General features: G+C 39.8%; 25 protein-coding genes and 1 other RNA gene. 12 read left to right on the top strand and 14 right to left on the bottom strand.

The window, feature by feature from the left end; translation table 11 throughout:
* Positions 1-41 precede the first annotated feature (41 nt).
* Both ssrA and ABXG83_RS04320 read right to left on the bottom strand, forming a co-directional pair.
* Positions 42-414: a transfer-messenger RNA gene (gene ssrA / locus ABXG83_RS04325) on the bottom strand.
* Positions 415-533: 119 nt separating this feature from the next.
* On the bottom strand, positions 534-1,136 hold the full coding sequence (locus ABXG83_RS04320; RefSeq protein ID WP_353550260.1) for a polymer-forming cytoskeletal protein: 603 nt from the start codon (positions 1,134-1,136) through the stop codon (positions 534-536).
* Positions 1,137-1,352: 216 nt separating this feature from the next.
* Between ABXG83_RS04320 and ABXG83_RS04315 the strand changes: the two genes are divergently transcribed.
* The gene (locus tag ABXG83_RS04315; protein WP_353550259.1) at positions 1,353-1,784 is read left to right on the top strand and encodes a polymer-forming cytoskeletal protein; all 432 of its coding nucleotides are present in this window, start codon (positions 1,353-1,355) and stop codon (positions 1,782-1,784) included.
* 9 nt (positions 1,785-1,793) lie between these two features.
* A complete protein-coding gene (locus ABXG83_RS04310; RefSeq protein WP_353550258.1) occupies positions 1,794-2,294 on the top strand; it encodes a cupin domain-containing protein in 501 nt (166 codons plus the stop codon).
* Positions 2,295-2,298: 4 nt separating this feature from the next.
* Here the strand turns inward: ABXG83_RS04310 and ABXG83_RS04305 are convergent, their stop codons facing one another.
* Together ABXG83_RS04305 and ABXG83_RS04300 are read right to left on the bottom strand one after the other, a co-directional pair.
* On the bottom strand, positions 2,299-2,658 hold the full coding sequence (locus ABXG83_RS04305; RefSeq protein WP_353550257.1) for a hypothetical protein: 360 nt from the start codon (positions 2,656-2,658) through the stop codon (positions 2,299-2,301).
* On the bottom strand, positions 2,658-3,221 hold the full coding sequence (locus ABXG83_RS04300) for a sigma-70 family RNA polymerase sigma factor (RefSeq protein ID WP_353550256.1): 564 nt from the start codon (positions 3,219-3,221) through the stop codon (positions 2,658-2,660). Before ABXG83_RS04300 ends, ABXG83_RS04305 begins: the two co-directional genes overlap by 1 nt.
* Positions 3,222-3,292: 71 nt before the next feature.
* Between ABXG83_RS04300 and ABXG83_RS04295 the strand changes: the two genes are divergently transcribed.
* Complete coding sequence (locus tag ABXG83_RS04295) at positions 3,293-4,054, top strand: C40 family peptidase (RefSeq protein ID WP_353550255.1); 762 nt, start codon at positions 3,293-3,295, stop codon at positions 4,052-4,054.
* 48 nt (positions 4,055-4,102) lie between these two features.
* Here ABXG83_RS04295 and ABXG83_RS04290 read toward each other — a convergent pair whose 3' ends face one another.
* From ABXG83_RS04290 to ABXG83_RS04275, 4 genes are read right to left on the bottom strand one after another with little or no spacing between them, the layout of a single operon-like run.
* The gene (locus tag ABXG83_RS04290; protein ID WP_353550254.1) at positions 4,103-4,255 is read right to left on the bottom strand and encodes a hypothetical protein; all 153 of its coding nucleotides are present in this window, start codon (positions 4,253-4,255) and stop codon (positions 4,103-4,105) included.
* A 43-nt stretch (positions 4,256-4,298) separates the two neighbouring features.
* Positions 4,299-4,739, bottom strand: coding sequence for a sulfite exporter TauE/SafE family protein (locus tag ABXG83_RS04285; protein ID WP_353550253.1), 441 nt, complete (start codon positions 4,737-4,739; stop codon positions 4,299-4,301).
* A 6-nt stretch (positions 4,740-4,745) separates the two neighbouring features.
* The gene (locus tag ABXG83_RS04280; protein ID WP_353550252.1) at positions 4,746-5,294 is read right to left on the bottom strand and encodes an inorganic diphosphatase; all 549 of its coding nucleotides are present in this window, start codon (positions 5,292-5,294) and stop codon (positions 4,746-4,748) included.
* Positions 5,295-5,323: 29 nt separating this feature from the next.
* A complete protein-coding gene (locus ABXG83_RS04275; RefSeq protein ID WP_353550251.1) occupies positions 5,324-5,725 on the bottom strand; it encodes a hypothetical protein in 402 nt (133 codons plus the stop codon).
* A gap of 131 nt (positions 5,726-5,856) precedes the next feature.
* On the opposite strand from ABXG83_RS04275, the gene ABXG83_RS04270 reads away from it, so the two are divergent.
* The 3 genes from ABXG83_RS04270 to ABXG83_RS04260 all read left to right on the top strand — a co-directional run bounded on the left by ABXG83_RS04270 (position 5,857) and on the right by ABXG83_RS04260 (position 8,060).
* Positions 5,857-6,858, top strand: coding sequence for a fatty acid desaturase (locus ABXG83_RS04270; protein WP_353550250.1), 1,002 nt, complete (start codon positions 5,857-5,859; stop codon positions 6,856-6,858).
* Between the two features lie 188 nt (positions 6,859-7,046).
* Complete coding sequence (locus tag ABXG83_RS04265; RefSeq protein ID WP_353550249.1) at positions 7,047-7,250, top strand: hypothetical protein; 204 nt, start codon at positions 7,047-7,049, stop codon at positions 7,248-7,250.
* Between the two features lie 96 nt (positions 7,251-7,346).
* Positions 7,347-8,060 carry a TlpA disulfide reductase family protein gene (locus ABXG83_RS04260; protein WP_353550248.1) on the top strand — a complete coding sequence of 238 codons (714 nt, stop codon included), beginning with the start codon at positions 7,347-7,349 and terminating at the stop codon, positions 8,058-8,060.
* Here ABXG83_RS04260 and ABXG83_RS04255 read toward each other — a convergent pair whose 3' ends face one another.
* Complete coding sequence (locus tag ABXG83_RS04255) at positions 8,061-8,507, bottom strand: acyl-CoA thioesterase (RefSeq protein ID WP_353550247.1); 447 nt, start codon at positions 8,505-8,507, stop codon at positions 8,061-8,063.
* Between the two features lie 53 nt (positions 8,508-8,560).
* Here ABXG83_RS04255 and ABXG83_RS04250 point away from each other — a divergent pair, with 53 nt between their 5' ends.
* Positions 8,561-9,010, top strand: a complete 450-nt coding sequence (locus tag ABXG83_RS04250; RefSeq protein WP_353550246.1) for a DinB family protein — start codon at positions 8,561-8,563, stop codon at positions 9,008-9,010.
* 18 nt (positions 9,011-9,028) lie between these two features.
* Here the strand turns inward: ABXG83_RS04250 and dnaG are convergent, their stop codons facing one another.
* Positions 9,029-10,963 carry a DNA primase gene (gene dnaG / locus ABXG83_RS04245; RefSeq protein ID WP_353550245.1) on the bottom strand — a complete coding sequence of 645 codons (1,935 nt, stop codon included), beginning with the start codon at positions 10,961-10,963 and terminating at the stop codon, positions 9,029-9,031.
* A gap of 154 nt (positions 10,964-11,117) precedes the next feature.
* Between dnaG and ABXG83_RS04240 the strand changes: the two genes are divergently transcribed.
* From ABXG83_RS04240 to ABXG83_RS04225, 4 genes are all read left to right on the top strand, one after another.
* Positions 11,118-11,864 carry a DeoR/GlpR family DNA-binding transcription regulator gene (locus tag ABXG83_RS04240; protein WP_353550244.1) on the top strand — a complete coding sequence of 249 codons (747 nt, stop codon included), beginning with the start codon at positions 11,118-11,120 and terminating at the stop codon, positions 11,862-11,864.
* 371 nt (positions 11,865-12,235) lie between these two features.
* On the top strand, positions 12,236-15,376 hold the full coding sequence (locus ABXG83_RS04235; protein WP_353550243.1) for a SusC/RagA family TonB-linked outer membrane protein: 3,141 nt from the start codon (positions 12,236-12,238) through the stop codon (positions 15,374-15,376).
* A gap of 38 nt (positions 15,377-15,414) precedes the next feature.
* On the top strand, positions 15,415-17,058 hold the full coding sequence (locus ABXG83_RS04230; RefSeq protein ID WP_353550242.1) for a SusD/RagB family nutrient-binding outer membrane lipoprotein: 1,644 nt from the start codon (positions 15,415-15,417) through the stop codon (positions 17,056-17,058).
* Between the two features lie 22 nt (positions 17,059-17,080).
* Complete coding sequence (locus ABXG83_RS04225; protein ID WP_353550241.1) at positions 17,081-17,869, top strand: DUF4397 domain-containing protein; 789 nt, start codon at positions 17,081-17,083, stop codon at positions 17,867-17,869.
* Between the two features lie 50 nt (positions 17,870-17,919).
* Here ABXG83_RS04225 and ABXG83_RS04220 read toward each other — a convergent pair whose 3' ends face one another.
* Both ABXG83_RS04220 and ABXG83_RS04215 read right to left on the bottom strand, forming a co-directional pair.
* Positions 17,920-18,552 (bottom strand): DnaJ domain-containing protein, encoded by a 633-nt coding sequence (locus ABXG83_RS04220; protein WP_353550240.1) that lies wholly within the window; start codon positions 18,550-18,552, stop codon positions 17,920-17,922.
* Positions 18,553-18,636: 84 nt separating this feature from the next.
* A complete protein-coding gene (locus ABXG83_RS04215; RefSeq protein WP_353550239.1) occupies positions 18,637-19,035 on the bottom strand; it encodes an STAS domain-containing protein in 399 nt (132 codons plus the stop codon).
* Positions 19,036-19,126: 91 nt separating this feature from the next.
* Between ABXG83_RS04215 and ABXG83_RS04210 the strand changes: the two genes are divergently transcribed.
* Positions 19,127-21,679, top strand: a complete 2,553-nt coding sequence (locus ABXG83_RS04210) for an ATP-dependent Clp protease ATP-binding subunit (RefSeq protein WP_353550238.1) — start codon at positions 19,127-19,129, stop codon at positions 21,677-21,679.
* 128 nt (positions 21,680-21,807) lie between these two features.
* Here the strand turns inward: ABXG83_RS04210 and ABXG83_RS04205 are convergent, their stop codons facing one another.
* Both ABXG83_RS04205 and glgP read right to left on the bottom strand, forming a co-directional pair.
* A complete protein-coding gene (locus ABXG83_RS04205; protein ID WP_353550237.1) occupies positions 21,808-22,374 on the bottom strand; it encodes a UbiX family flavin prenyltransferase in 567 nt (188 codons plus the stop codon).
* Positions 22,375-22,536: 162 nt separating this feature from the next.
* On the bottom strand, positions 22,537-24,189 hold the full coding sequence (gene glgP / locus ABXG83_RS04200; RefSeq protein WP_353550236.1) for an alpha-glucan family phosphorylase: 1,653 nt from the start codon (positions 24,187-24,189) through the stop codon (positions 22,537-22,539).
* Positions 24,190-24,323 lie beyond the last annotated feature (134 nt).

The raw sequence follows: 24,323 nt of genomic DNA, 5'->3' as shown, positions 1-24,323 counted from the left end.
GCAAATCATAAAAAAGCTCCGGTCTTACGATCGGAGCTTTTTTGTGGAGTCGAGGGGAGTCGAACCCCTGTCCAAACATCGCTACCATTAGCTTTCTACATGCTTATTTCATGATTATTTGTCGGTGTATTGCCGGACATGAACAAACCAACAATACACGTAGCTGGATGGTCTTAAGCAACAGTCACAGCCTTCTGTTGCAGCAACCTGTGTTTATTTTGAGTCGGCGGCGGCACCTGGTAACAGATCAACCTGTGCGGCGGCCCAAATGACTAACTAATCACTGATTAGGCAGCCATGGCATACTGTGTATTGCCAGTTAATGTTTGAATATTCAGATTAAAGTGCTAATTATCCAACGCACTGCATGCTTACACCAACCGTACCATATGCTGTCAAAACCAGTACGACCCCGTGCGTCTGCAAAGTTACGATTATTCACTGTGAACTCGTTCTTTGCTGTTGTTAAAGATCAGCGGATAAAAAAAGCCATCTGCTTTAGGCGGATGGCTTTTCTCAATAAGATTTTGTGTTTATGATGGATCCGTTTCGGTCAGGTTATTATCCTCCTGACTTTCGGTAGAAGGAGGATTCGGAGCTACATAAATCGTTTGATGATAAAACTTATTCGAAGGTTTTACCTGTGACATTTTCTCCTGGAAAATATTCAGGTAGTTATTGTCCTTATTGTTCTTGCCAAATATTTCTTTCAGATGGGTATACAGATCCATTGAGCTGGATTCAAATGCACTGGTCTCCAGACTGATCAATTTGATATTGGCATCCACATACTGGTTCATTTCAGTATTGATGATGGTACAATGGATATTTCCTTTTAACACAGAGTCTTTACAAAGATTGACTCTGAGACCAAATACAGAGCCTTCGAATTCACCTTCTACTTTGATATCATTACAGATAATCACCCCATTCATCACACCTGAAGGAGTGATGTGTACTGTTTTCTTGCTGTACAACACTCCGGTGAAATTGCCATCCAATACAATATCATTCTCTGAATCCAGCACACCTGATACATTGGTAGACTTGGTGATCACCAGTTTTTCTTCAGAAAAAGACTGATTGCCAAAATTGGTATTGGGGTCATGCAATAGCTGCTCTCTGAACTTGTTCATAGTAAAAACGGCTTAAAAATGTTGAATTTATGACTTAAAATGAAGATAATATTACAACATTATTCCATTCTGAGTCAATAATATTTTTGTGTAAAGCCTGACAATAAAGCCTGTTTCCGATCAAACTATCCAAAAAAATGGGCTAACTTACTCTTCCCGCTTTCATCAAATAGCGGACATCCTATGTTTTCTCTGAAAAAAAGTAAAACCGAGCCTATGCTTCCGGCCGTTCAGGTAGTTTCCGGAGGTTTCTATTTTGGTATTATACGTACCATATCACCCATTCGTATCGAAGGCGATTTTAAGGGGATTATCTTTTGCAATAACAAGGTCATCATCGATAGCAAAGCCACTGTTAATGGGGATATTCTTTGCCACGAAATCGTCATTGGAGGACTGGTAGAAGGGAATGTGATCTGCAAAAACAAATGTCTGCTAAAGGAAAATGCAGTTGTAAGCGGTGTTGTACGTACGGCTCAATTTGAAAATGAAATGGATAGTTCTGTATCCGGGCCGGTGTATGTCAATAAAGAAAACAAGCACATCGATATTGATGAGTATTATGATCTTTTCAATAAAAAAGAGAACCTTGAAAAAATCAAAGCAGAATATTTTTCATTACCTCAAAAGTTGATCCTGATCACCTGATATTTGTACATGCATCCGACAGTTAGCACACTTGTTAAACGTTTTGATCTGAAGCCGCATCCTGAAGGCGGTTTTTATAGTGAAAGTTATCGAAGTGCAGAAACCATACCTCACAAGGGATTGCCTGATCGTTTTACCGGCGACAGGTATTATTCATCTGCTATTTACTTTTTGTTGGAAAAAGGAAATTTCTCAGCCTTTCATCGAATCAAAAGTGATGAGTGCTGGCATTTTTATAGTGGGGATCCCTTATGGATACATGTACTTTATCCTGACGGCACTTGTAAGACCATTACCCTCGGCAATACCGAAGAAGCCGTATTCCAATTCATAGTACCTGCGGGCTGTTGGTTTGCATCTGAAACAGCCCCGGGTGGTAATTTTTCATTGGTCGGGTGTACAGTAGCTCCTGCATTTGATTTTGCTGATTTTGAATTGGCAAATGCGGAGGAACTCATTCATGATTTTCCAAATCACAAGGATTTGATTCAACGTCTGTGCAGATCATGACAATTTATCGTTCGCTATAAAACATCCGAATGATCTGATAGGCTAGAACACAAAGCAGAAGGATCGTAACAATGCTGATCAATACCCAGTTTTGATCTTTAATGGCCCTTTTGAGTTTGCGCTTTTTTTCTTTTACCGTTTGTTTTCTTAACTGAATGTTCAGCTGCGCAGCATATTGTTGTAGTTTCTTTTTGTCCTGAAAATGCTGAAGACCTTCTACCGCATCATTTACAAAATCTGAATCTGCCATTTGTTTTTCAATAGCGAACCGTTCTTCCGGTGTGGCATTACCCTCCAGATAGCGAAGCAGTTCTTCCTGATTCATCTCTTCGTCGTGATGTAATATATCTTTCAGATCGGTCATTAGTGTTGTTTCATTTTCTTTTCAACGGATATTCTAAGATTTCTTTTCCCGTTTTGGATATGACTTTTTACTTGCAGTAATGTATATCCTGTCTGGTCCACAATTTCCTGATAGCTCATTTTTTGGAGATAGAATAAAGTTACGCATGTTTTCTGCTCTTCGTTCAATTCCTGTAAAGCTTGCTCTAATAAGCCGAGACTATGCTCTTTATCTAGCAGGCTCTGCTTGTCGGTTTCAGTGGATGTGAGTTCTTCATGCGCATCAGCAGATACAAAAACATGCTTATCGCGCAATTTCATCAGGCAGTGATTCTTGGCTACCATGTAGAGCCAACTTTTGATGTAGGCTACTTTATATTTCGCCAGTTCAGTGATGGCTTTCAGAAATATTTGTTGTACTGCATCTTTTGCTTCTTCTTCATTCTTGAGGTATTTCATACATACACCCAAGAGAAGAAATGTGTATCGTTCAAGTAGAATTCCCAGCCACTCATTATTCCCGTCCGTGTAAAAACGTTCCAATAATTCTGTATCGTTGATATGGGAATACTTCTCAAAATGCACAATTCAAAATAGGTATTTATTATTAGATGCCCAACCTGTAAATTTCCATATCTTGATCATAAATTCATTGCATGGGTTATGTTATTCCGATCGTAGCAGTTTGTCCAATGCGTCTCCAGTCCTCACACCGCAGTGAAATGGTGAGTCAGCTATTAATGGGTGAAGCCGCTCAGATCCTTGAAATGGAAACAGATTTTATCAAAGTACGATCAATGTATGACGAGTATGAAGGATGGTGTCAGAGAAGTCAACTAGCAATACTTGAAGCATTGCCTTCGCGTGAGCAAAGATCATTGTTGAGTAAAGGATACAGTAGTGTTGTGATGGTGGATGACATATCGGTTCATATTGGTGCAGGTACCCCTTTACATTTTCTTTTAGATCATGAATGGGGTGGATACAAATTCCGTTATGAAGGTGAGGTATGGGAAGTTGCCAATGCAGTGTTTGATGAAAAGACGATTCTTGAACTCACTGCATTATACCTCCATTCACCTTATCTATGGGGTGGCAGATCGGTCACAGGGATAGATTGTAGTGGCTTCTCACAACAGGTCTATCACTTTTTTGGGAAATCATTACCCAGAGACGCATATCAGCAAGCAGCATTAGGGGAGTCGGTTGGATTTTTACAAGAAACACGATGTGGTGATCTCGCTTTTTTTGATAACGCCGAAGGAAAGATCACGCATGTAGGTATTTTACTTGCTCCCGATAAGATCATTCATGCATCCGGACAAGTGCGTGTTGATGCCATTGATAATATGGGAATCATTCATAGTAAAACAGGCATGCGCACTCATCAGTTGAGGATCATTAAACGATACACATAAAAAAATGCAACCTTTTGGGTTGCATTTTTTTATGTGTATTGGGATGGATTACATGATATCCATTGCTTTTGCGAAATAAGTCACTGTGCCCGGAAGAGCCAGCCAGAAAAATTCACGATACACAAATAACAAAGTGATCATAGCGGCTAACCAGAAAAAGCAGAGAGCCCAGTATTTAGCAGTGGATTTTTTTGCTTCCATTTGTTATAAATTTTGGCAAAGATAAGGGCTGGATCATTCCAATTCAGCCTTTATGATTGTTTTTTTCAGTAACCGTTGTTTGATGTCCCGATAAGCCTGTTTTTTTATCCGGTGCTTTATCAAAAAAGAGCATTTTTAATGAGATCAGAAAGAGCAAGACGGCAAACACTTTTTTCATTTTCTCATCGCTCAGCGATAATGCCAGCTTACTACCCAGAAAACCACCCACTACAAAAGCGGCTGCTACGATCAAAACATAGTTCACATTTAAGTAGCCTTGTTTGTAATACTGAATAACAGCTAAGATACCGATAGGAAGAAGCATGATACCCAAGGAAGTGCCCTGCGCCTGCTTCTGTGTAAAACCTAATAACAGAACAAGGGCCGGAACAATGATGATACCTCCGCCGATACCCACCAGCCCGCTTAAAAATCCGGCAGCAAGTCCAATGATGATCAGCAGAATAATGGTGGTTGTGTTCATAGTGTTTTATTTAGAACCAAAGTTCTTTTTATAAAATTCAATGGCTTCATCTACGATGCTCAGGGCTTTTGCTTTGTCTCCAAAATCTTCTACCACAACAGATTTATTTTCGAGTTTTTTATATTCTTCAAAAAAATGTCGCAGCTCATCAAAGAAGTGCTTGGGTAGTTCTTCGATATTATTGTAATGGTTTACACCGGGATCGGTAGCGGCTACAGCAATGATCTTATCGTCCGGATCTCCGCCATCAATCATTTGCATCACACCGATCACTTTGGCATCCATCAGTGTCAAAGGTTGTACCGATAATGAAGTGATCACAAGAATGTCCAAAGGATCTTTATCGCCTCCATAAGATTGAGGGATAAAGCCATAATTGATAGGGTAGTAGAAAGATGAAAAAATTACCCGGTCAAGTTTCAACAATCCAGTTTCTTTATCGATTTCATATTTACAACGTGATCCTTGCGGGATCTCTATGACTGCATTTACGACTCTTGGGGCATTTTCACCGTAGTGAACACCATGCCAGGGGTGAAGAACATTTTGTTGCATGATTGATTGCTTTATTGTTGCGTCTTATATCAAAGATTTGGATTGAAGGTATACTTAAAATCAACCAGCCATTCCTCTTTTTGTTTGATCACTTTGATCTTTAATGGCTGTTGGTCAAAAGAATTACTGTAATAGATGATGGTTTGAACCGTATCAATATCACTTACCTCACTGATATTGATCGAAGCAGTTCTAAGTTGTTGTCTGCCTTCTTTGTCTAAGCCTCTGAATTTTGTTTCTGCACGGTTCAAATGTCCCAGATTGGTGCTATCATCCAGCATATAAAATTTTGCTTTAGAAAAATCACCTTTTAAACAAGCGTCTATGAACTCTCTGCCTGCATCAAGGGCGTTTTCTGCAGGTATATAAGTTTGTTGTTTGGAAGCACAGGCACTCAGCCACATGACAGCGATCAAAAACAGGTATTTCAATTTCTTTTTTGTGTAAAGGTAAGTCCGCGACTTGAATCAGGTATATAATTCATGTAGAACCTGGATGGGGGTACTTTCTCCATTATCTCAACAATTTATTGGTTTATAATGATTTAGGCCTATATTGGATGATGACTGCTACCAAAACCGACTTTGTCTATTCACAGACATCTGAGCCTCATCGTTGCCGAACAAAAGCCATCCTGAAAGAATTCCCCCACATCAGAAATCTGATCGGAAAAAATCCTTACACGATCTTGCCGATCATAGGGTTGGTAGTATTTCAACTTTCCGGAGCTTTTCTGCTGTCTGATCAACCTTGGTGGGCAGTGATTGTTGCAGCGTATTTACTGGGTGCTTTTGCAGATCATGCGTTGTTCGTGATGATCCATGAATGCTCACATCGATTGATTTTTAAATCGCCGGTTGCCAATAGACTATCCGGCATATTTGCCAATATTCCCTTGATCTTCCCTAGTTCAGTATCATTTGAACGTTATCATATCAAACATCATTCGTTTCAAGGAGTGCATGAGTTGGATGGAGATCTGCCCAATCATTGGGAAGCCAAACTCATCAATCATTATTTTATTGGTAAAGTGATCTGGTTGTTATTCTATCCTTTTTTTCAACTGTTCCGGATATCCAGATTAAAAGAGATCAAGCCATTTGATGGATGGATTGCATTGAACTGGCTGGTTCAGATCATTTTTGTTGGCGGTATAACTTTTTTATGGGGACCAAAAGCGTTGTTGTTTCTGGTATTCAGTTTTTTCTTTTCAGTAGGGCTGCATCCTTTAGGAGCAAGATGGATCCAGGAGCATTATTTAACACATGGAGAGCAAGAGACCTATAGTTATTATGGCGTATTGAATCATGTAGCGTTTAATGTGGGATACCATAATGAACACCATGATTTTCCTTCTATTCCCTGGAACCGCTTGCCAGATATCAGAGAAACAGCCCCGGGGTTTTATAATTCATTGGCATACCATACTTCATGGACCAAACTATTCTTTCGATTTCTATTTGATAAGGAGATTAGCTTGTATTCAAGGATCGTGCGCAAAAACAGAGGTGCAGTACCACTTACTGACCAATCAACACCAGATATCGCCACTCAGCACGTGTAAAGACCGAATTAACAACTAATTGACAGTTTTATTTTTCTATGAAAATAAAACGCTGTACTTTTGCACCCTGAAAATGAGCAGGTAATAACATCTCGCGGGTTTGCTTTGATTACTGCACCAACGATTGACTACATTTCCCCCTGATTCTGCTCAGCTAAATTTTATTGTAAAGAATAAAACGAAATATTATGAAGAGTAATGTTATGCCTTCTATTATCCAATTAGAAGCAGAAGAACTGAAAGAATTGGTAAGAGAGGTAAAAGAAACGGTAGCTGTTGATGTGATCAACACAAAAAAAGCAATTGAAAGTGCTCCCTTCGGAGCGATTGACCTCTGGAAAGTGCGCAGAAATGTAAAAACTGCACGTGCTTCTTTCCATTGGGAGTATTAATCTCTTAGCAAATTCATTCTATTAAGTCCTTACAAATTGCGTAAGGACTTTTTTTATTTTCAAAAACAAGGTACATTGTATTAGAAAAATGTATCTATGAAAATCCTTTGCAGTATTTTATTCTTCTTGAGTACCCTAGTACTCTCTGCTCAGATTCCGACGTCTAATATAAGATTGAATGCAAGCTCTATTGTAAAAGATTCTTCAGGGTTAGTGTATCCATATGCAATTTGGCAAAAACTGATACAATCTGGAGAGTATAGTATCCGTATCATCGATATAAACGCAAATCCCCTCGAATTTTTGTTGGTGAGATTGAGTGAGGCAGAAAAATATACGCGTGATGAGAAAATGCCCAAACCCAACGAAAGTAGATTTTTCAGAACGGGTAATACTATTTCCAATGTGAAGTTGGTGACTATGGATGGAAAGAAATATGTGTTGAAAGATATGAAAGGGAAGGTGGTAGTACTCAATTTCTGGTTTATCAATTGCCCGCCATGCCGAATGGAAATCCCACATCTAAATAATATGGTGGAAGCTTATAAAGAAAGAGAGGATGTTGTTTTTCTGGCCGTAGCATTGGATCAATCCTATGAACTCAAAGAGTTTTTAAAGGAAATGCCATTTCAATATGGTATTGTGGATGCGGGTTCTTACGTAGCATCTCGGTACGGTATCAATTTGTTTCCAACGCATGTTGTCATAGATAAAGAAGGTAAAGTCATATTCCATACATCCGGTTATGGTATGGGCACAGTTCCTTGGCTAAAGAAAGCCATCAATGAGGCATTGATACCAAAGATCTGATTACTTGTTTTCTATCCAAACAAAATCGTCGCTCTTGGGAATGCTATCAAATATTTCTCTGAAAGAATCAGGCGGTACAGCAAGTTTTCGTTTATGCGTATCCAGCCATGCACCGTCGATATGTAAGATGGCACTGAGGGTGTCTTTGTTTTTCCAAATCTCGTGTTTCATGGTCCAGCGACTCATATCACGTGTAGACTTACATATGTGTAATGTGAGTTCAACTTGATCATTGAAACTGATCTCTCTTTTAAAAACACATTCTTCTCTAAACAAAATCGGGCCAATCTGATATTGTTGTAAAAGAGAAGGCGTAATACCGTTTTCTGTCATGAATGACATACGTACATAAGCGCCCCAATCATAATAAACTGAATGACGCAAATGAAAATTCGGATCTAAGTCGCTCCATCTTACTTCTACTTTTTTGGTATAAACGGCAGACATGGTGTATGGTATTTAGAAGAATTATTGGTAGGTTAGAATTATAAAACAAATGTATGCGTGAAACAGAAAGAATAGCTGATTTACTGAAAGCTTTTTATGAAGGCGACTGTTGGATCGGGTTAAATTTTAAACACGCCCTTAAAGATGTCGATTTCATGCAAGCTGCTCAAAAGAAGGAACCTTTCAATAACTCCATCTGGCAATTGGTCAATCATCTTATCTATTGGCGTAAAACGGTCATCATACGTTTGCAAGGCGTACTAGGCAATCCACCAATGAATGATTTTTATCAACCTAAGGAACCGTCTCAGAAAGCATGGGAAGCAACACTTGAACATTTTAAAGAAGTCAATGAAGCATTGATACAAGCTATTGTAATATTTTCTGATGATCGCCTTGATCAACCTTCACCTATGAAAGGACAAACTTTTCATGACCTTCTGATTGGATGCATGCAACATGATGCATATCATTTAGGACAGGTAACAATGCTAAAGAAGTAGGGGGGAGTATTTGATCTTTTACTTAACAATGACTGTTCCCAATTGATCTGTGATGGCTTTTTCTGCTTCCTTTAGTTCTTTATGAATTTCCAATAATTTTTTGAAGTCATCCATTGAGGCGTTTTCAATATCTCGTTGATTTTCCTCGATCATTTTTTTGATCCTTCTTAGTTTGTAGAAATAAATACTCATGATCACATCTTGCCTGCTGGTATCACGATTCACGATATTCATTCCCTCCAATACCTCATCCCATTTTTGACTCAATTCAAAAGGCGTTACTGAGATACTTATGATCAGATTTCGGATATTTTCATCATCATGGTAGAGCATAGATTTAGTAGTAGGCTCAAGACCTTTGTGATAGGCATCTTTATATGCTTCAAATGCCTTTTCTAAAATGGATGTTTCAAAATGGAAGTGCTCTAACTCCGAAAAAATATAATCAGCTACATTAGTTGTTTCATCCCAAGAACGAAGACCATACTCAAGTAATACGCGGAGAATATTTCGCTCATGTGCTTCATCCTGAATGAGAAGACGGCTTGTATCATCCAGTACGTCTTCCGGTTGTTCAGCCTGTTTGAGTTGTTGATTGAATTCTTCCTGTGCAAGTCCTTTCTTTTCTTCTTTAGAAATTTTATCTCGCTTGTACTTATTGACAAGATTGGTAAGTCCGGCTTCATCGATCTTTAAAAGTGAGGAACATTGGCGGATATAATCCTGTTGCCGGGTAAAATCTTCAGCCTTATTGATCTTACTCAATGTTTCTGCCACTTGATTCACCACTGCACTTTTCCTACTTACATCTGATCCGGCTTCTTTCAACATCACTTCAAGTTGAAAGATGATGAAGTCTTTTTTTGATTTCGCAACAAAATCATTGAAAGCAGTTACGCCTACTTTATGAACATAACTATCCGGATCTTCATTATCAGGAATCAACACAAGGCGGACGTTCAGTCCTTCTTCCAACGCCATATCCAGGCCTCGTAAAGCAGCTTTAACACCCGCACTGTCGCCATCATAAATAATGGTCAGGTTGTCGGTGTATTTTTTGATCAGTCTGATCTGATCTGTGGTTAAAGAAGTACCGCCACTGGCTACTACGTTTTCAATACCGGCCTGGTGCAGACTAACAACATCTGTATAACCTTCTACCAGTAAACATTCCTGGGCTTTATCAATGGCCATTCTTGCCTGATAAAGGCCATAGAGAATCCTGCTTTTTACATAGATCTCATTCTCTGGCGTATTGATGTATTTGGGGCCACGATCACTCTTGCCAATAACACGGGCACCAAAGCCAATGATCTTACCGGTATTGCCATGTATTGGAAAGATGATACGATTGCGATAGTTGTCTACCAGCTCTTCATTATTCCTAACTGCACTAAGTCCACTTTTCGGTAACAACTCACGATTGAATTGATTCGACAATAATTCTTGCGTCAGTCCGTCGCGGTGATCAGGATTATAGCCTATTTGAAATTTATGCAGGATGTCTTCTCTGAAACCACGCTCTTTCAAGTAGCTGAGTGCGATCATCTTCCCTTCCTCGGTCTCAAATAATTGACGGGTAAAAAATTTCTGTGCAAAATTATTGATGGCATAGAGACTTTCAGAAGTGAGTTGTAGTTGCTTTACTTCAGGACTGGTTTCTGTTTCTTCGATCTCAATATTATAACGGGCGGCTAACCATCGCAAAGCTTCAGGGTAGCTGTATTTTTCATGCTCCATGACAAAATCGATCGCGCGACCACTTTTGCCACAGCCAAAACATTTATAAATTTCTTTGGTAGGAGAGACCGTAAAAGAAGGGGTCTTTTCATTGTGAAAAGGGCAATTACCAATATAGTTCGTACCTCTTTTTTTGAGTTTCACGAATTCCCCTACAATATCAATGATATCGACGCGGTTGAAGATCTGTTGTATGGTGTTTTGGGAGATCATGGATGTGAATTGTGAATCGTGAATCGTCAATGCGTTAATTTGATCATTATTCACCATTGATCATTCACCATTCACGAAATCTGATTCAGAATGACGAAAATACAATTTTGCGACCATGCAATTTGGTAATTCAGGCATTTCCTTATTTTTAACCATGCTTAAGAAAGAACGACAAGCTTATATCATACAGCAAATCAATATCCATAATAAGGTATTGTCCTCTGATTTGAGTGTGCAACTGGATGTTTCAGAAGATACCGTAAGACGTGATCTTCAGGAATTGGCGGAAGAAGGTAAACTCATTAAGGTACATGGTGGAGCATTGTCCAAATCGTTTCACTTTACTTTAGAAACGAGCAGCATCTATTCATTACCGGAGAAAAAAAGGATTGCGTATAAAGCCGTAGAACTCATTAAAGACGGCATGTTTATACTATTATCGGGTGGTACTACCATTCGGGAATTGGTGAAAGCATTACCCCCTGATTTAAGTGTCACATTCATTACAGTGAGTGTGCCGATCGCATTGGAGTTATTGGAACATCCGACCAGTGAAGTAATTTTTTTAGGGAATAAATTATCGAAAACAGCACAGATCTCAGTAGGTGCTGAAGTGATTCAGCGACTGGCAGGGATCAAAGCAGATTATTGTTTTTTAGGCACCAATAGTATGGATGCCACAGAAGGTATCACAGATCTGGAGTGGGAGATCATTGAAGTAAAAAGAGCAATGATTCGTGGTGCGCAAAAAACAGTTTCACTGGCGATATCTGAAAAATTGAATACAACTCAGAAGTTGCAGGTCTGCAAGCCGGAAGAAATAGATATCCTGATTACAGAATTAGATCCCTCTGATCCCAAATTGAATCCCTACGTTCAGAAGGGGATTATGGTATTATAAACGTGCTTTTTTGATATTACGATCAACGAACGCTTCCTCTTAGTTCGTTTTTTAGCGTTTTTTTACCCCAAATGGAGCGTAAAGTCTTTGTTTTTGCCAGTAATGCAGTTTTTTGCGGAAATACACATCTATTACGGTTAGATGTGAAAAAAATTATGATTAAATATATTCGAAAATATCACATAAGAACTTTAACATTGCTTTATTATTCCGCTTTTCGATAAATCATTTGATTTTTTGCAGTTTTCTGCGGCATTAAAATTCATACTTGATGCATTGTTTTGCGGGAATTTATTGTCATAAGGAGGAAATGGGGTTGCCATACGAGGATTCCCTAATTATTCTCTGTTAACGAAACCAAAAAAACTGTTATGAGAAATTTCGTCTCAATCATGAAAGTAGCATTGATGCTGCTTTTGCTTTTTTCACTACCGGCCATTGCCCAGAGTCAGACAGTATCCGGAACGATTACGGATGCTGCATCTAAATTGCCTTTAGCCGGTGTTACCGTAAAAGTTGTAGGCGGTTCTGCTACTGCGCAAACCAATGAGCGAGGTGTTTTCACCATTCGAGCCAACAATGGACAATCGCTTCAGATTTCTTATGTAGGTTATGAGGGTAAGCGTGTTCCCGTAACAGGAGCGCAGCTGAACATTACCTTATCTGCTGAGGTTTCTGAATTGGAAGAAGTGGTAGTAGCCATGGACATCAAACGTAAACCTCGCGAATTGGGTTATTCCGTTCAAAAAGTTACAGGTAAAGAAATTGCGGAAGCGCAACGCGAGAACTTCGTCAACAGCTTACAAGGAAGGGTAGCTGGTTTGTCAATTACACCTACTGGTGGACAAGCAGGTTCTTCTTCATCTATTGTTTTGAGAGGATTTAACTCAATGGCGCTGAGCAACCAACCGCTTTTTGTGGTGGATGGTGTGATCGTTGATAATGGTTCAGTAAACGAGAGTGGTGGTGGTGCTACGATTGGTCTGGCTTCTGATCAACCCAATCGTGGACAAGACTATACAAACCGTATCTCTGATATCAACCCAAATGATATTGAATCAGTAACGATCCTGAAAGGTCCGGAAGCAACGGCACTTTATGGTAGCCAGGCAAGTTCCGGTGCCATCGTGATCACGACAAAGAAAGCGAAAGCGATCGGTAAGATCAGCGTGAACTACGATAACAGTTTCCGTATCCAGAAACTAACACGTACTCCGGATGTTTCTAACAAATACAGCCAGGGTAACAACGGTATATCGGATAACCTGGTATACTCTTATTTCGGTCCGGCATATGGAACGGATGTACAGTTGTATGATAACGTAAAAGATTTCTTCGAAACTGGTTTTGCACAAACACATAATATCAGTGCAGACTATGGTACAAAAAATGCATCATGGAGATTCTCTGGATCTGCATTTGATCAGAAAGGTGTTGTACCAAGTAACAAGTTCTCAAGATATAACCTTCGTATATCTAACAGCACTAAGATCAATAAATGGATCGATGTAGCTCCATCTATCAGTTATATCAGAACTACCAACTTTAAACCACAGCGTGGTGCAGGATCTTACCTGTTGAATTTATTAACATGGCCATCTAATAATGATGCAAGTCAGTACCTGACAGAAGATTCCAGAAAATTACGTTTGGGTAATGATGAGTTCGATAACCCTTATTTCAATGCTAACTATAACAGAGGTTACGATGTGAATGATCGTTTCTTGATGACATTGGGAGTGAATCTGAATCCTTTCCCATGGTTGAGTGTTGCGGGTCGTTTCGGATATGATACTTATTCCAATGATGGTTACTCTGTGATGGACTCAGCTTCATCAGCGAGACTCCCCACTACATTTGGTGGTGGTATCGTAAGAACTTCCAGAGGTTTCCAGGATAATTTCTATCGTAAATACAAAGGATACAACCATACTATTACTGCTACCGCACGTAAAAGTTTGGGTAATTTCAATGGCCGTTTGATGGTAGGTACTATGTGGCAGGACTATCGTACAGAAATGTATGCAGTTTCCGGATCACAGTTGAAAGGGAACTACCTGAATGGTATGGATAGTAACAATACCAATCCTGCTACCCGTATCCGTTTGAACAATGCGATCCGTAATGGCGGACCAAACTATGTATTGAGTCGTCAGGTTGCATTCTTTGGTGAATTTGCTTTGAACTACAAGAACCTTGCATTCCTGACCTACTCTCATCGTTTTGAAGAGTCTTCTATTTTCCCTAAGCAATTTAGAAGTTACAATTACCCTGCAGGAAGTATCAGTTTCATCATGTCTGATATCCTTCCATTCATCAAACGCGGTAATGTGCTGAATTACTTTAAACTGAGAGGTTCATTGGCACAAACTGCAAGATCCAGCGCGCCTTATGCCAACCAGTCTGTATTTAATTTCGTACAGTCTAGCGGTGGTGGATATGCGTATGGTTTCTCAAACAACAACTTCTTCCTAGAGCCTGAAATTCAAAAGACCTATGAAGTGGGTGCTGAATTCAAGTTCTTGAATAATAAGATCAACTTAGATGTGACTTATTATAACACACTGAATGAAAAGCAGATCGCTGAAAACTTCAGAGCTAGTTATGGAACAGGTTTCGTACTGAATACGTTGAACGTAGGTTCTACGCGTAATACAGGTATTGAAATCGCCTTGGATGCGACACCAGTACAGACCAAAAACTTCAGCTGGAGCACACGCGTAAACTTCAACAGAATGCGTAATAAAGTGTTGAGTTTACCTGCAAACGTTCCGGAGTTTTATATCTCTGATACTTGGGTATTTGGTAATGCTCGTGGTGGTTTGATCACAGGTGGTCCAAGTACTTCTATCACAGGTTTTGGTTATCAGCGTAACAATGCTGGACAGATCCTGATCGAACCAACAACTGGTCTTCCATTGATCGATCAGAGATTCTTGGTACGTGGAGATAGAAATCCTGATTTCAGTATCGGTTTCAATAACAACTTCCGTTACAAGAACTTTACTTTAAGCTTCCTGTGGGATGTTAAAGTTGGTGGAGACATTTTCAATGCCAACGAAATGTTCCTGACCGGTAGAGGTAAGAGTTTAAGAACAGAAGATAGAAAAACACCAAGAGTTGTTGAGGGTGTATTGAATGATGGATTACAGAATACCGCTAATCCTACAAAGAATACTATTGCAATCACTCCATACAATCTGCAGACCTATTATACTGCGAGAATGCCGGAGGAAGAATTCATTGAGAAAGATGTTAACTGGGTACGTTTGAGAGATATCACGATCAGTTACATGTTCCCTGCAAAAGCTATACGCAAAATGCAGTTCCTGAAAGGCTTGAGCCTGTTTGCAACCGGAAACGATTTGATTCTGATCACCAATTACACCGGAGCAGATCCTGCAACGAGTGCAAATACTTCTGCAACAAGAGGGGTAGGTGGTTTTGGATTTGATTATGGAAACATTGCAACTCCAATAAGTGTAAACTTTGGCTTAAGAGCCGCTTTCTAAGGAGCTAATAAAATCGTATAACCACAAAGTCAATTTTTATGAAATATACATTCTTTAAAAAACTGCTAGTCGGAATTACACTCACCAGTGTAGTAGCCGTTTCTTGTAGTAAGAAAATAGATGAAGCGTATCAGAATCCCAATGCGGATGTTAAAGTGCCACCTGAACAATTACTGCCGGGTCTGTTGGCCAGTATGGTTGGTAATGGTGCCGGACATGGTACTGCCAATGACGCTCGTTTTGCAGGACGATACATTCAAAACTGGCACTCAATTAATGCCGGATCAGCAGCAGATGCTTATGATATGATGGGTGGAACAACTGGTGCAAGCGATAATGCTGCATCTGTATGGAGAACCCATTATTATGATCATGGACAAAATTTATTGCGCATGATCGATTGGGCAGCAGAAGAGAAGAAATGGGATTATGTAGGTGTTGGACAAGCCATTTTCGCATGGAGTTGGTTGACATTGGTTGATTATCATGGTGAAGTGATCTTAAAAGAAGCATTCAATACCAATTTGATCACTTTCAAATATGATGAACCACAGGAAGTGTACACATATGTTAGACAACTTTGTCATACCGCACTTGCCAACCTGAATAAAACAGGTGATGGTGTAAGCCAGGCAAATCTTGCTAAAGGCGATCAGTATTTTTATGGTGGTGATGTGAATAAGTGGAAGAAGTTTGTTTACGGTGTTCTTGCCCGTAGCTTCAATCACCTGAGTAACAAAGCTTCGTACAATCCTGATTCAGTAATCGTTTATTCAAATCTGTCGCTTGCAACCAATGCCGATAATGCTACCCTGAAATATGCCAATACCGGTATCTCTGCTAACGCCAATTTCTTTGGTCCGTTAAGAGGTAATGTGGGCACATTGCGTCAAGGTGCATTTTCTGCGAACCTGCTGAGTGGAACCAATCCGCATCCTTCATTTACTGGTGTAGTTGATCCTCGTAGATGGTATCTTTTGAGACCGAACCTCAACGGTACTTTTGTGGGTCTAGAACCAAACAGAGGCAATGCAGGAATCAGTAACGTGAACGATCGTCCCGAAAATTTCTGGGGTGGTGGAAGTGCTATCACGACCGGAACCACTGCAAATGAGACTACCGGTAGATTCATCTTCACTAGTGGTGCTGAGTTTCCTGTTATGACTGCCAGCGAAATCCAATTCATGAAAGCGGAAGCGGCATTTAAAAAGAATGATAGAGTAACAGCACTCGCTGCATTTCGTCTGGGTGTTAGCCTACACTTTGATATGCTGACGGATAAATACAATACGAATGTTCCAGTGGCTAATCAAATCACACCGGCTATGAAAGCTGCATATATGGCAAGTACAGCTGTTCCATCAGATCCGCTTACTTTGACCTTAAGCCATATTATGTTGCAGAAATACATCGCATTATGGGGTTATAATACATTGGAAAGCTGGGTAGACATGCGTCGTTATCATTATACTGATATCGATCCAGCTACTACTTTACAGGTGTATACCGGATTCACTCCTCCAAGTGGTATTAACATGTATGTAGATAATGCCGGCAAATTTGTTTACCGTGTGAGACCTCGTTACAATTCCGAGTATGTGTGGAATTTCAATGAACTGGTTAGAATCGGTGCCGATAAATTAGATTATCATACCAAAGAAACCTGGTTTTCACAGAAATAATTACACCCTCAAAACTTAACCGATGAAAAAATTATTATCCTATACAGCTATACTCGCAGCGGGAATGATGGTGTTTGCATCCTGCGAAAAACAGGCTGATCGTACCGCTGAATATACTACGCTGGAAGACAAAGCATTTATCCGTGTGATACATGCATCACCTTCTTTCAGACAAATCTTTAATGCTCCCGATTCAATTAACCTGTACGTGAACAATGCCAAAGTCAATGGCCCATTGATCACTTATGGTGGATTGTTTCCTGCTGCTGCAACGACCGGGTTTGGTTATTTTGCAGTTCCTGCCGGACTCCAAACTTTAAAAGTTACGGTGGCAGGTAGAGTCAATCCTGATTCTATTCAACTGGCATTGTTTACCAATCTGGCTTTGAAAGGACAGCGTTACTCTGTTATTCTTACAGATGATGTTCGTTCTGCTAGAGACTCTTCTAAGATGGTGCTTCCAGATAATATCACACAACCTAATAACGGAAATTATCGCCTTCGTTTTGTGAATGCAATTGCTGCAGATACAGCAGGTACTACAGTAAGTATCTTCTCTGCAAGAAGAAACGGAAATATTTTTAACAGTGTAGCACCCGGACAGGTGGTTGATTTTCAAACCCTGCCATTCAACAGTCAGTTAAGTGATACCCTCTACGTGCGTAGACCCGGTAGCACATTTAATCTAGCCGTGATCAATGGTGCATCATTTGGTAACCAACGTTCTTATACCATGGTTTATCGTGGTTATGGTGGTACTGTTACAACAGGAACCAAAGGAAGAACATTGGTGACATATTTAGATGAGTGATTTTTGTAAAATAGTCAATCAAAAAGCGCACCCTTTAAGGTGCGCTTTTTTTATGAGCGATAAATGAAATAACAGACCAGGATGGCCATGATCAATGCCAGTATCATCTTGTACTTCTCCCAATAATGATTGCGTTGATACGATCGTAAAAACTGCGTGATTTGTTTTTTAGCTTCATCATCTAAGCCATATATTGCATACAGGGTATTTGTGAGTTGTAGACAATCAGATCTGTCTACATACTGCAGACAATACAGTATATCCTGTATCAGTAGCAAGGTTTGCTGTTTGTCTTTCCATTGCTCCAATAATTGAATATGGTATACAGATAGAACCGCTTCTATATCACTTACCAACTTGTCTCGATTGATTCTATCCGGGTTCAACAGTTTAATTCTTCTAACCAATTCCTTGCTCATATCTCTGACCTCTTCTGGAGTAGTAGCAATACGAGCAGTTACACGGTTGTCGGAAAAACGGATACGATCATACTTTTTTCTTTCGGCTGTATTACTCAAAATCGCATAAGCTTCTTTGATCAATGAGAACTGCTCTGCAGCAAGTATGCTGGGGTTTTTATCCGGATGAAATTCCATAGCCAATAGCCGATAAGATTTCTTGATCTCAGCCATGCTGGCCGTAGGTGGTACCCTGAGTATTTGATAGTAGTCTTTATTCGGCATAAGAGAGGGCATGTCAGATGTCAGATCGCAGATATATTTGTTGTTGTTTAAATCTGATACCTACGATCTGACATCATAGATATTTTACTCAGGTTTCTCAAACTCCATATCATCACCATCCATCAGCTCTCTTTCGATTTCTTCCATTTGTACAATGTCCCATGCCTCGCTTTCCGTTGGGGTAATATTCATGAAGTCCAGAAGTTCTTCTTGTTCGAAAACGGCCTCCAAAGGTTCTTTAAGGTTGCACAAAACAAAGGAGGCACTATTCTCATAGAAGTTTTGTTGAAGCATGGCCAGTGTTGTGGCGGCTTTAGGTTCAATTTCAGTAACGGGCTCCAGGTTTAAAACAATATTTTTTACAGTTTTAGACAAGAATTCGGAGCATGTTTCGGCCAGGTTTGCTGCTATATTGGCAGAAAGTACAGGCGTGACCGGTGTTACAACGGTGAATTTCTCTTTGGTATCAATTTTGACTTCCATTTTTACGTATGTTACGTTAACAGCTGTGTATAAGTGTTACACAACTTCGCTCAAAAATATTCGTTATAATTGTATAAATCCAATTTAGGTTATGGATAATAATTTTTCAGCACAGGTAAAAGAGATCATCTCTTTCAGCAGGGAAGAGGCTTTGCGGCTCGGAAACGACTTCATTGGCACGGAACACCTGTTATTGGGTTTGATCAGAGATGGCGATAATACCGCCATCAAAGTATTGAAGCAATTGAATGTCGATCTTTATGAACTAAGGAAGGAAGTAGAATTGGCTGTAAAAGATAAGACCGGTAAGAATATTGCCAATATCAACAGCCTGCCTCTTACCAAACAGGCAGAGAAAGTCATTCGTGTTACAGTATTGGAAGCGAAAGCTTTAAAGAGTCCCTTGGTAGAAACAGAGCACCTGATGCTCAGTATCCTCAAGAATAAAGAAAACATCGCTACACAGATATTGAATCAATTCGATGTCGATTATGATCTTTTCCGAAATGAACTAGGAATGGTTGGATCTACGAACCCCAATCCCAGAGCAGAGTTCAGCGATGAAGGAGAAGATGAATTTGATGAAGAGAAAAGAGGCTCCGGATACCAGCAACAAAAATCAGGCGCCAAGGCTGGTGGAAATGCAAAAAGTAAAACCCCTGTACTCGACAATTTTGGCAGGGATATCACCAAATTGGCAGAGTCTGGTTCTTTAGATCCTATTGTTGGCCGGGAAGAAGAAATCGAGAGAGTTAGCCAGATATTAAGTCGTCGTAAAAAGAACAACCCTATTTTGATTGGAGAACCTGGGGTGGGTAAGACTGCCATTGTTGAAGGATTGGCATTACGCATTGTTCAGCGTAAAGTGAGCAGGGTCTTATTTGATAAACGTGTGATCTCCTTAGACCTTGCAGCATTGGTAGCAGGTACGAAGTATCGCGGTCAGTTTGAAGAGAGAATGAAAGCCATCATGAATGAACTGGAAAAAAACAGAGATGTCATCCTTTTCATTGATGAAATACATACCATTGTTGGAGCAGGAGGAGCCAGTGGTTCTTTGGATGCCTCCAATATTTTCAAACCCGCTTTAGCCAGAGGCGAGTTACAATGCATCGGTGCTTCTACATTGGATGAATACCGTATGTACATTGAGAAAGATGGTGCATTAGATAGACGTTTCCAAAAAGTGATTGTTGAACCACCTAGTGTAGAAGATACTATTACCATTCTCAATAATATCAAATCAAAATACGAGGACTTCCATAATGTAACCTATGGTGATGAAGCGATCGATGCTTGTGTGAAGTTGAGTGATCGCTACATGACCGACAGATTATTGCCCGATAAGGCGATCGATGTATTGGATGAAGTGGGAGCTCGTGTGCACTTGAAGAATATCAATGTTCCACAAGAGATCGTTGAGCTAGAGAAGAAGATCGAGGATATTAAAAACGAAAAAAATAAAGTAGTCAAAAGCCAGCGCTTTGAAGAAGCGGCTGCATTACGTGATACTGAAAAAAGATTGGGGGAAGAACTGGAGAAAGCTAAAAATCTCTGGGAAGAAGAAAGTAAACACAAACGCTATCCGATCTCTGAAGAACATATCGCTGAAGTGGTAAGCATGATGACAGGTATACCTGTCAAGAGAATGGTTCAAGCGGAAACAGAGAAGCTGCGCAGAATGAGCGATGATATGATGGGAATGGTGGTAGGACAAGATGAAGCCATTCAGAAAGTGGTAAAAGCCATTCAGCGTAACCGCGTTGGATTAAAAGATCCCAAAAAACCGATTGGAACATTTATCTTCTTAGGTCCTACAGGTGTAGGTAAAACAGAATTGGCGCGTGCATTGGCTCGATACATGTTTGATTCCGAAGATTCACTGATTCGTATTGATATGAGTGAATACATGGAAAAATTCACGGTGAGCAGATTGATCGGTGCACCTCCGGGTTATGTAGGATATGAAGAAGGTGGACAACTGACTGAGAAAGTAAGAAGAAAACCTTATTGTGTGATCCTGTTGGATGAGATAGAAAAAGCACATCCGGATATCTACAATATCTTATTGCAAGTATTGGATGATGGTCAGTTAACAGATGGTTTGGGTAGAAAAGTAGATTTTAAAAATACCATGATCATCATGACTTCTAACATTGGTGTACGCCAATTGAAAGAGTTTGGTGATGGTGTAGGATTTGCTACCGCAACACGTATCCAGAATGCAGAAGAAAATAATAAAGCAGTAATCGAAAAAGCACTGAAAAGAACCTTCTCTCCTGAATTCTTGAATCGTATTGATGATGTGATCGTCTTCAACTCATTGAGCCAGGAAAACATCTTTAACATCATCGATATCCTGATGAAAGGTGTTTCTAAACGCTTGCAGAACTTAGGATTTTCACTGGAGCTGACAACAGCTGCTAAGGAATTCATTGCTGAGAAAGGCTATGATTCACAGTTCGGCGCCCGTCCGTTACATCGTGCGATCCAGAAATATCTGGAAGATCCTTTAGCAGAAGAGATACTCAATATGAATATCAAACAAGGAGATGTACTGATCGCTGACCTGGATAAAGAATCAGGAAAACTCAAATTTGATTTTCAGAAAAGAGTAGAAGAAGGGGAGAATGCACAAGTATAAGAGAAGGTAAGTACTCAATATAAAGGCTCTGCTGAAAAGCGGAGCTTTTTTGTGAATGGTGAGTAGTGAGTAGTCAATTGTCAATAGTGAGATATCCAGAGTTTATTCATACTCACTATTCACTACTCCTATTCACTTCTGCCCCATCTGAAAGAATGCTGCTCTAAGCCAGCAAGATCAAGAACACGATCAACTACTGTGGCGGCAACTTCTTCGATGGTTTTTGGCTTGCTGTAAAAAGAAGGTGTGGCAGGGCAAATAATACCTCCTGCTAGTGTCACTGTTTCCATGTTTTTGATATGGATCAGGTTATAAGGTGTTTCACGTACCATTAAGATCAGCTTTCTCCTTTCTTTTAAGATTACATCTGCAGCTCTTGTAACCAAGTCATCACTGACGCCCGCTGCGATACGTCCAAGTGTACCCATACTGCAAGGTGCAACAATCATTACATTGTATTTTGCAGACCCGGAAGCAAAAGGAGCATTGAAGTCATATTTATCAAAATAGCGAAAAGGGTAGTGGTTATAGTCTTCATTACCAAGTTCGGTCTTCCAAACCTCTTTGGCATTCTTGCTCATTACAATACCTACTTCCTGATACTGTTCAGGCATAGCCTGTAGTTTATCAAGCAGCAATTTGGCATAAACGGAACCACTGGCTCCTGTAATGGCTATGGCTATTTTGTTTTCCATACTTAAAAAACAAAGGTACACTGAAATAGTTCTGCAGATGATACTCCTTTCAGTGCCTTTCTGTGTATTCAGAGGCTAATTTATTTGTTGCCACTGAATACACAGAAAGACACAAAAAAGGCACAAGAATCGTCTTGTGCCTTTTTTTAATTCTTTTATCTTCTACTTGTACATGATCTCATAGTATTCATGAGCCATTCTGTTACTATCGAACTGGAATCGTACATCTCTCATGCCATTCTTGGTGATCTGTCTCCAGGTATCAAAATTGTCATAATACATTGGAATGATCTGTTGTTCCAGGATCTCATAAGCCTTGTTCAAGTCATATTCATCCTGATCATGTACGGTCATGTTTTCATAGTCAGCTTTTGGCACTACAAAGCCATTGTTGCCATGATTGATGAACTCTGGAATCCATCCATCATCAGTTGAAAAATTCACTGCGCCATTCATCGCTGCGGTCATACCACTGGTTCCGGATGCTTCTCTGGGCACACGTGGATTATTCAGCCAGACATCTGCAGCTTGCTTTAAACGTTTGCTCAATCCTAATTCATACCCAATCAATACAGCTACGTTCTTATAGTTCTTACTTAAATGAACGAGGTTATTGAATTGTGAAATGGCTGGATAATCTACAGGATAAGGTTTCCCTGCCCAAATGATCTGTACCGGACGCTTGATATTATTGAGCATTTTTTCAAAACGCTCCATATCATAGGTCAGCATGTCTGCACGTTTATAACCTGCAAATCTTCTGGCCCATACAATGGTTAATACGTTTGGATCGAAAACTTTACCTGTTTGATCCGCAACTATTTCAAACGCTCTTTTCTTCAAATATTTCTTCCTGTCATCAAATGCAAAATCATTGCCTTCTTCCATGGCACGATACATCTGTTTATCAGCCCAATATCGCCAGTTCTGGGCATTGGTGATAGAGGTGATCGGACAAATTCCTTCATGATTCTTCCACATTTCACGGCTTACATGACCATGCAGCGCAGATACACCATTGGCTTTGCGTGCAAAGCGTAATGCCGCTAATGAATGGTTGAACTGATCATCTTTGATGCCGGTAAGTTTACGGACTTCATCAATACTCAATCCACAGAAGTAACTCATTTTATGACATAAATAAATATCATGTTTTTCGTTACCTGCTTCTTCAGGAGTATGGGTTGTAAATACCAAATGTTCTTTTACTTTTTCTGCGCTCTTGAATTTATTCAACAAATAGAATGCAGAAGAAATTCCATGTGCTTCATTTAAATGATAAACATCAGGATTAAAACCAAGTTCATCAATAAGTTTAGCACCACCCACACCTAGTAGAATAAACTGCGCAACTTTTGTTGCCACATTTGCATCATATAAACGGTGCGTAATGGTTTGAGAAACATAATCATTCTCTGGTAAATCTGTACTCAATAAAAAGAGGGGAGCACTGTTAAATGTTTCAGGATTCAAGTAGTAAGCTTTTACCCAAACCGGATGTTCATGGATCAGAATTTGAAACTTAATACCGGTATCTTCCAAAAAGCTGTAGATCTTCTCCATGAAAGTTACCTGTAAAGTCTGATCCTGGTTTCTCGCTTGATCATAGTAACCATATTTCCACAGGATACCAATACCAATCATATTCTGCCTAAGTTCATAGGCACTTCTTAAATGAGATCCGGCCAGAAATCCTAAGCCTCCGCTATATATTTTTAAAGGTTGGTGAATTGCAAATTCCATTGAAAAATAAGCAGCTTTCTTGCTGTACTGCTCATTGATCTGATAAGGGACATGATAATTTCTAAAATTCATAAATGCTCGTTTGGTGATCGATTAGCGCTTGCAATATAGGGGTATTTCAATAAAATGTACTTTATACACATTAGAACTGTGGGTAATCAGTGGGAAGATAGTGTGCTTTGTACAAACAAACGTTAGGATTCAAT

This window comes from Sediminibacterium sp. KACHI17 (assembly GCF_040362915.1).
Classification (GTDB): domain Bacteria; phylum Bacteroidota; class Bacteroidia; order Chitinophagales; family Chitinophagaceae; genus Sediminibacterium.
The sequence above is the reverse complement of the archived record's forward strand: the minus strand, read 5'-3'. Positions and strand labels throughout refer to the sequence as shown.

Bases quoted from the DNA above. Each gene is read 5' to 3' on its own strand.
- ABXG83_RS04320 (WP_353550260.1), bottom strand. From the start codon at position 1,136: ATGAACAAGTTCAGAGAGCAGCTATTGCATGACCCCAATACCAATTTT.
- ABXG83_RS04315 (WP_353550259.1), top strand. From the start codon at position 1,353: ATGCTTCCGGCCGTTCAGGTAGTTTCCGGAGGTTTCTATTTTGGTATT.
- ABXG83_RS04310 (WP_353550258.1), top strand. From the start codon at position 1,794: ATGCATCCGACAGTTAGCACACTTGTTAAACGTTTTGATCTGAAGCCG.
- ABXG83_RS04305 (WP_353550257.1), bottom strand. From the start codon at position 2,658: ATGACCGATCTGAAAGATATATTACATCACGACGAAGAGATGAATCAG.
- ABXG83_RS04295 (WP_353550255.1), top strand. From the start codon at position 3,293: ATGGGTTATGTTATTCCGATCGTAGCAGTTTGTCCAATGCGTCTCCAG.
- ABXG83_RS04290 (WP_353550254.1), bottom strand. From the start codon at position 4,255: ATGGAAGCAAAAAAATCCACTGCTAAATACTGGGCTCTCTGCTTTTTC.
- ABXG83_RS04285 (WP_353550253.1), bottom strand. From the start codon at position 4,739: ATGAACACAACCACCATTATTCTGCTGATCATCATTGGACTTGCTGCC.
- ABXG83_RS04280 (WP_353550252.1), bottom strand. From the start codon at position 5,294: ATGCAACAAAATGTTCTTCACCCCTGGCATGGTGTTCACTACGGTGAA.
- ABXG83_RS04270 (WP_353550250.1), top strand. From the start codon at position 5,857: ATGACTGCTACCAAAACCGACTTTGTCTATTCACAGACATCTGAGCCT.
- ABXG83_RS04265 (WP_353550249.1), top strand. From the start codon at position 7,047: ATGAAGAGTAATGTTATGCCTTCTATTATCCAATTAGAAGCAGAAGAA.
- ABXG83_RS04260 (WP_353550248.1), top strand. From the start codon at position 7,347: ATGAAAATCCTTTGCAGTATTTTATTCTTCTTGAGTACCCTAGTACTC.
- ABXG83_RS04255 (WP_353550247.1), bottom strand. From the start codon at position 8,507: ATGTCTGCCGTTTATACCAAAAAAGTAGAAGTAAGATGGAGCGACTTA.
- ABXG83_RS04250 (WP_353550246.1), top strand. From the start codon at position 8,561: ATGCGTGAAACAGAAAGAATAGCTGATTTACTGAAAGCTTTTTATGAA.
- dnaG (WP_353550245.1), bottom strand. From the start codon at position 10,963: ATGATCTCCCAAAACACCATACAACAGATCTTCAACCGCGTCGATATC.
- ABXG83_RS04240 (WP_353550244.1), top strand. From the start codon at position 11,118: ATGCTTAAGAAAGAACGACAAGCTTATATCATACAGCAAATCAATATC.
- ABXG83_RS04235 (WP_353550243.1), top strand. From the start codon at position 12,236: ATGAGAAATTTCGTCTCAATCATGAAAGTAGCATTGATGCTGCTTTTG.
- ABXG83_RS04230 (WP_353550242.1), top strand. From the start codon at position 15,415: ATGAAATATACATTCTTTAAAAAACTGCTAGTCGGAATTACACTCACC.
- ABXG83_RS04225 (WP_353550241.1), top strand. From the start codon at position 17,081: ATGAAAAAATTATTATCCTATACAGCTATACTCGCAGCGGGAATGATG.
- ABXG83_RS04220 (WP_353550240.1), bottom strand. From the start codon at position 18,552: ATGCCGAATAAAGACTACTATCAAATACTCAGGGTACCACCTACGGCC.
- ABXG83_RS04215 (WP_353550239.1), bottom strand. From the start codon at position 19,035: ATGGAAGTCAAAATTGATACCAAAGAGAAATTCACCGTTGTAACACCG.
- ABXG83_RS04210 (WP_353550238.1), top strand. From the start codon at position 19,127: ATGGATAATAATTTTTCAGCACAGGTAAAAGAGATCATCTCTTTCAGC.
- ABXG83_RS04205 (WP_353550237.1), bottom strand. From the start codon at position 22,374: ATGGAAAACAAAATAGCCATAGCCATTACAGGAGCCAGTGGTTCCGTT.
- glgP (WP_353550236.1), bottom strand. From the start codon at position 24,189: ATGAATTTTAGAAATTATCATGTCCCTTATCAGATCAATGAGCAGTAC.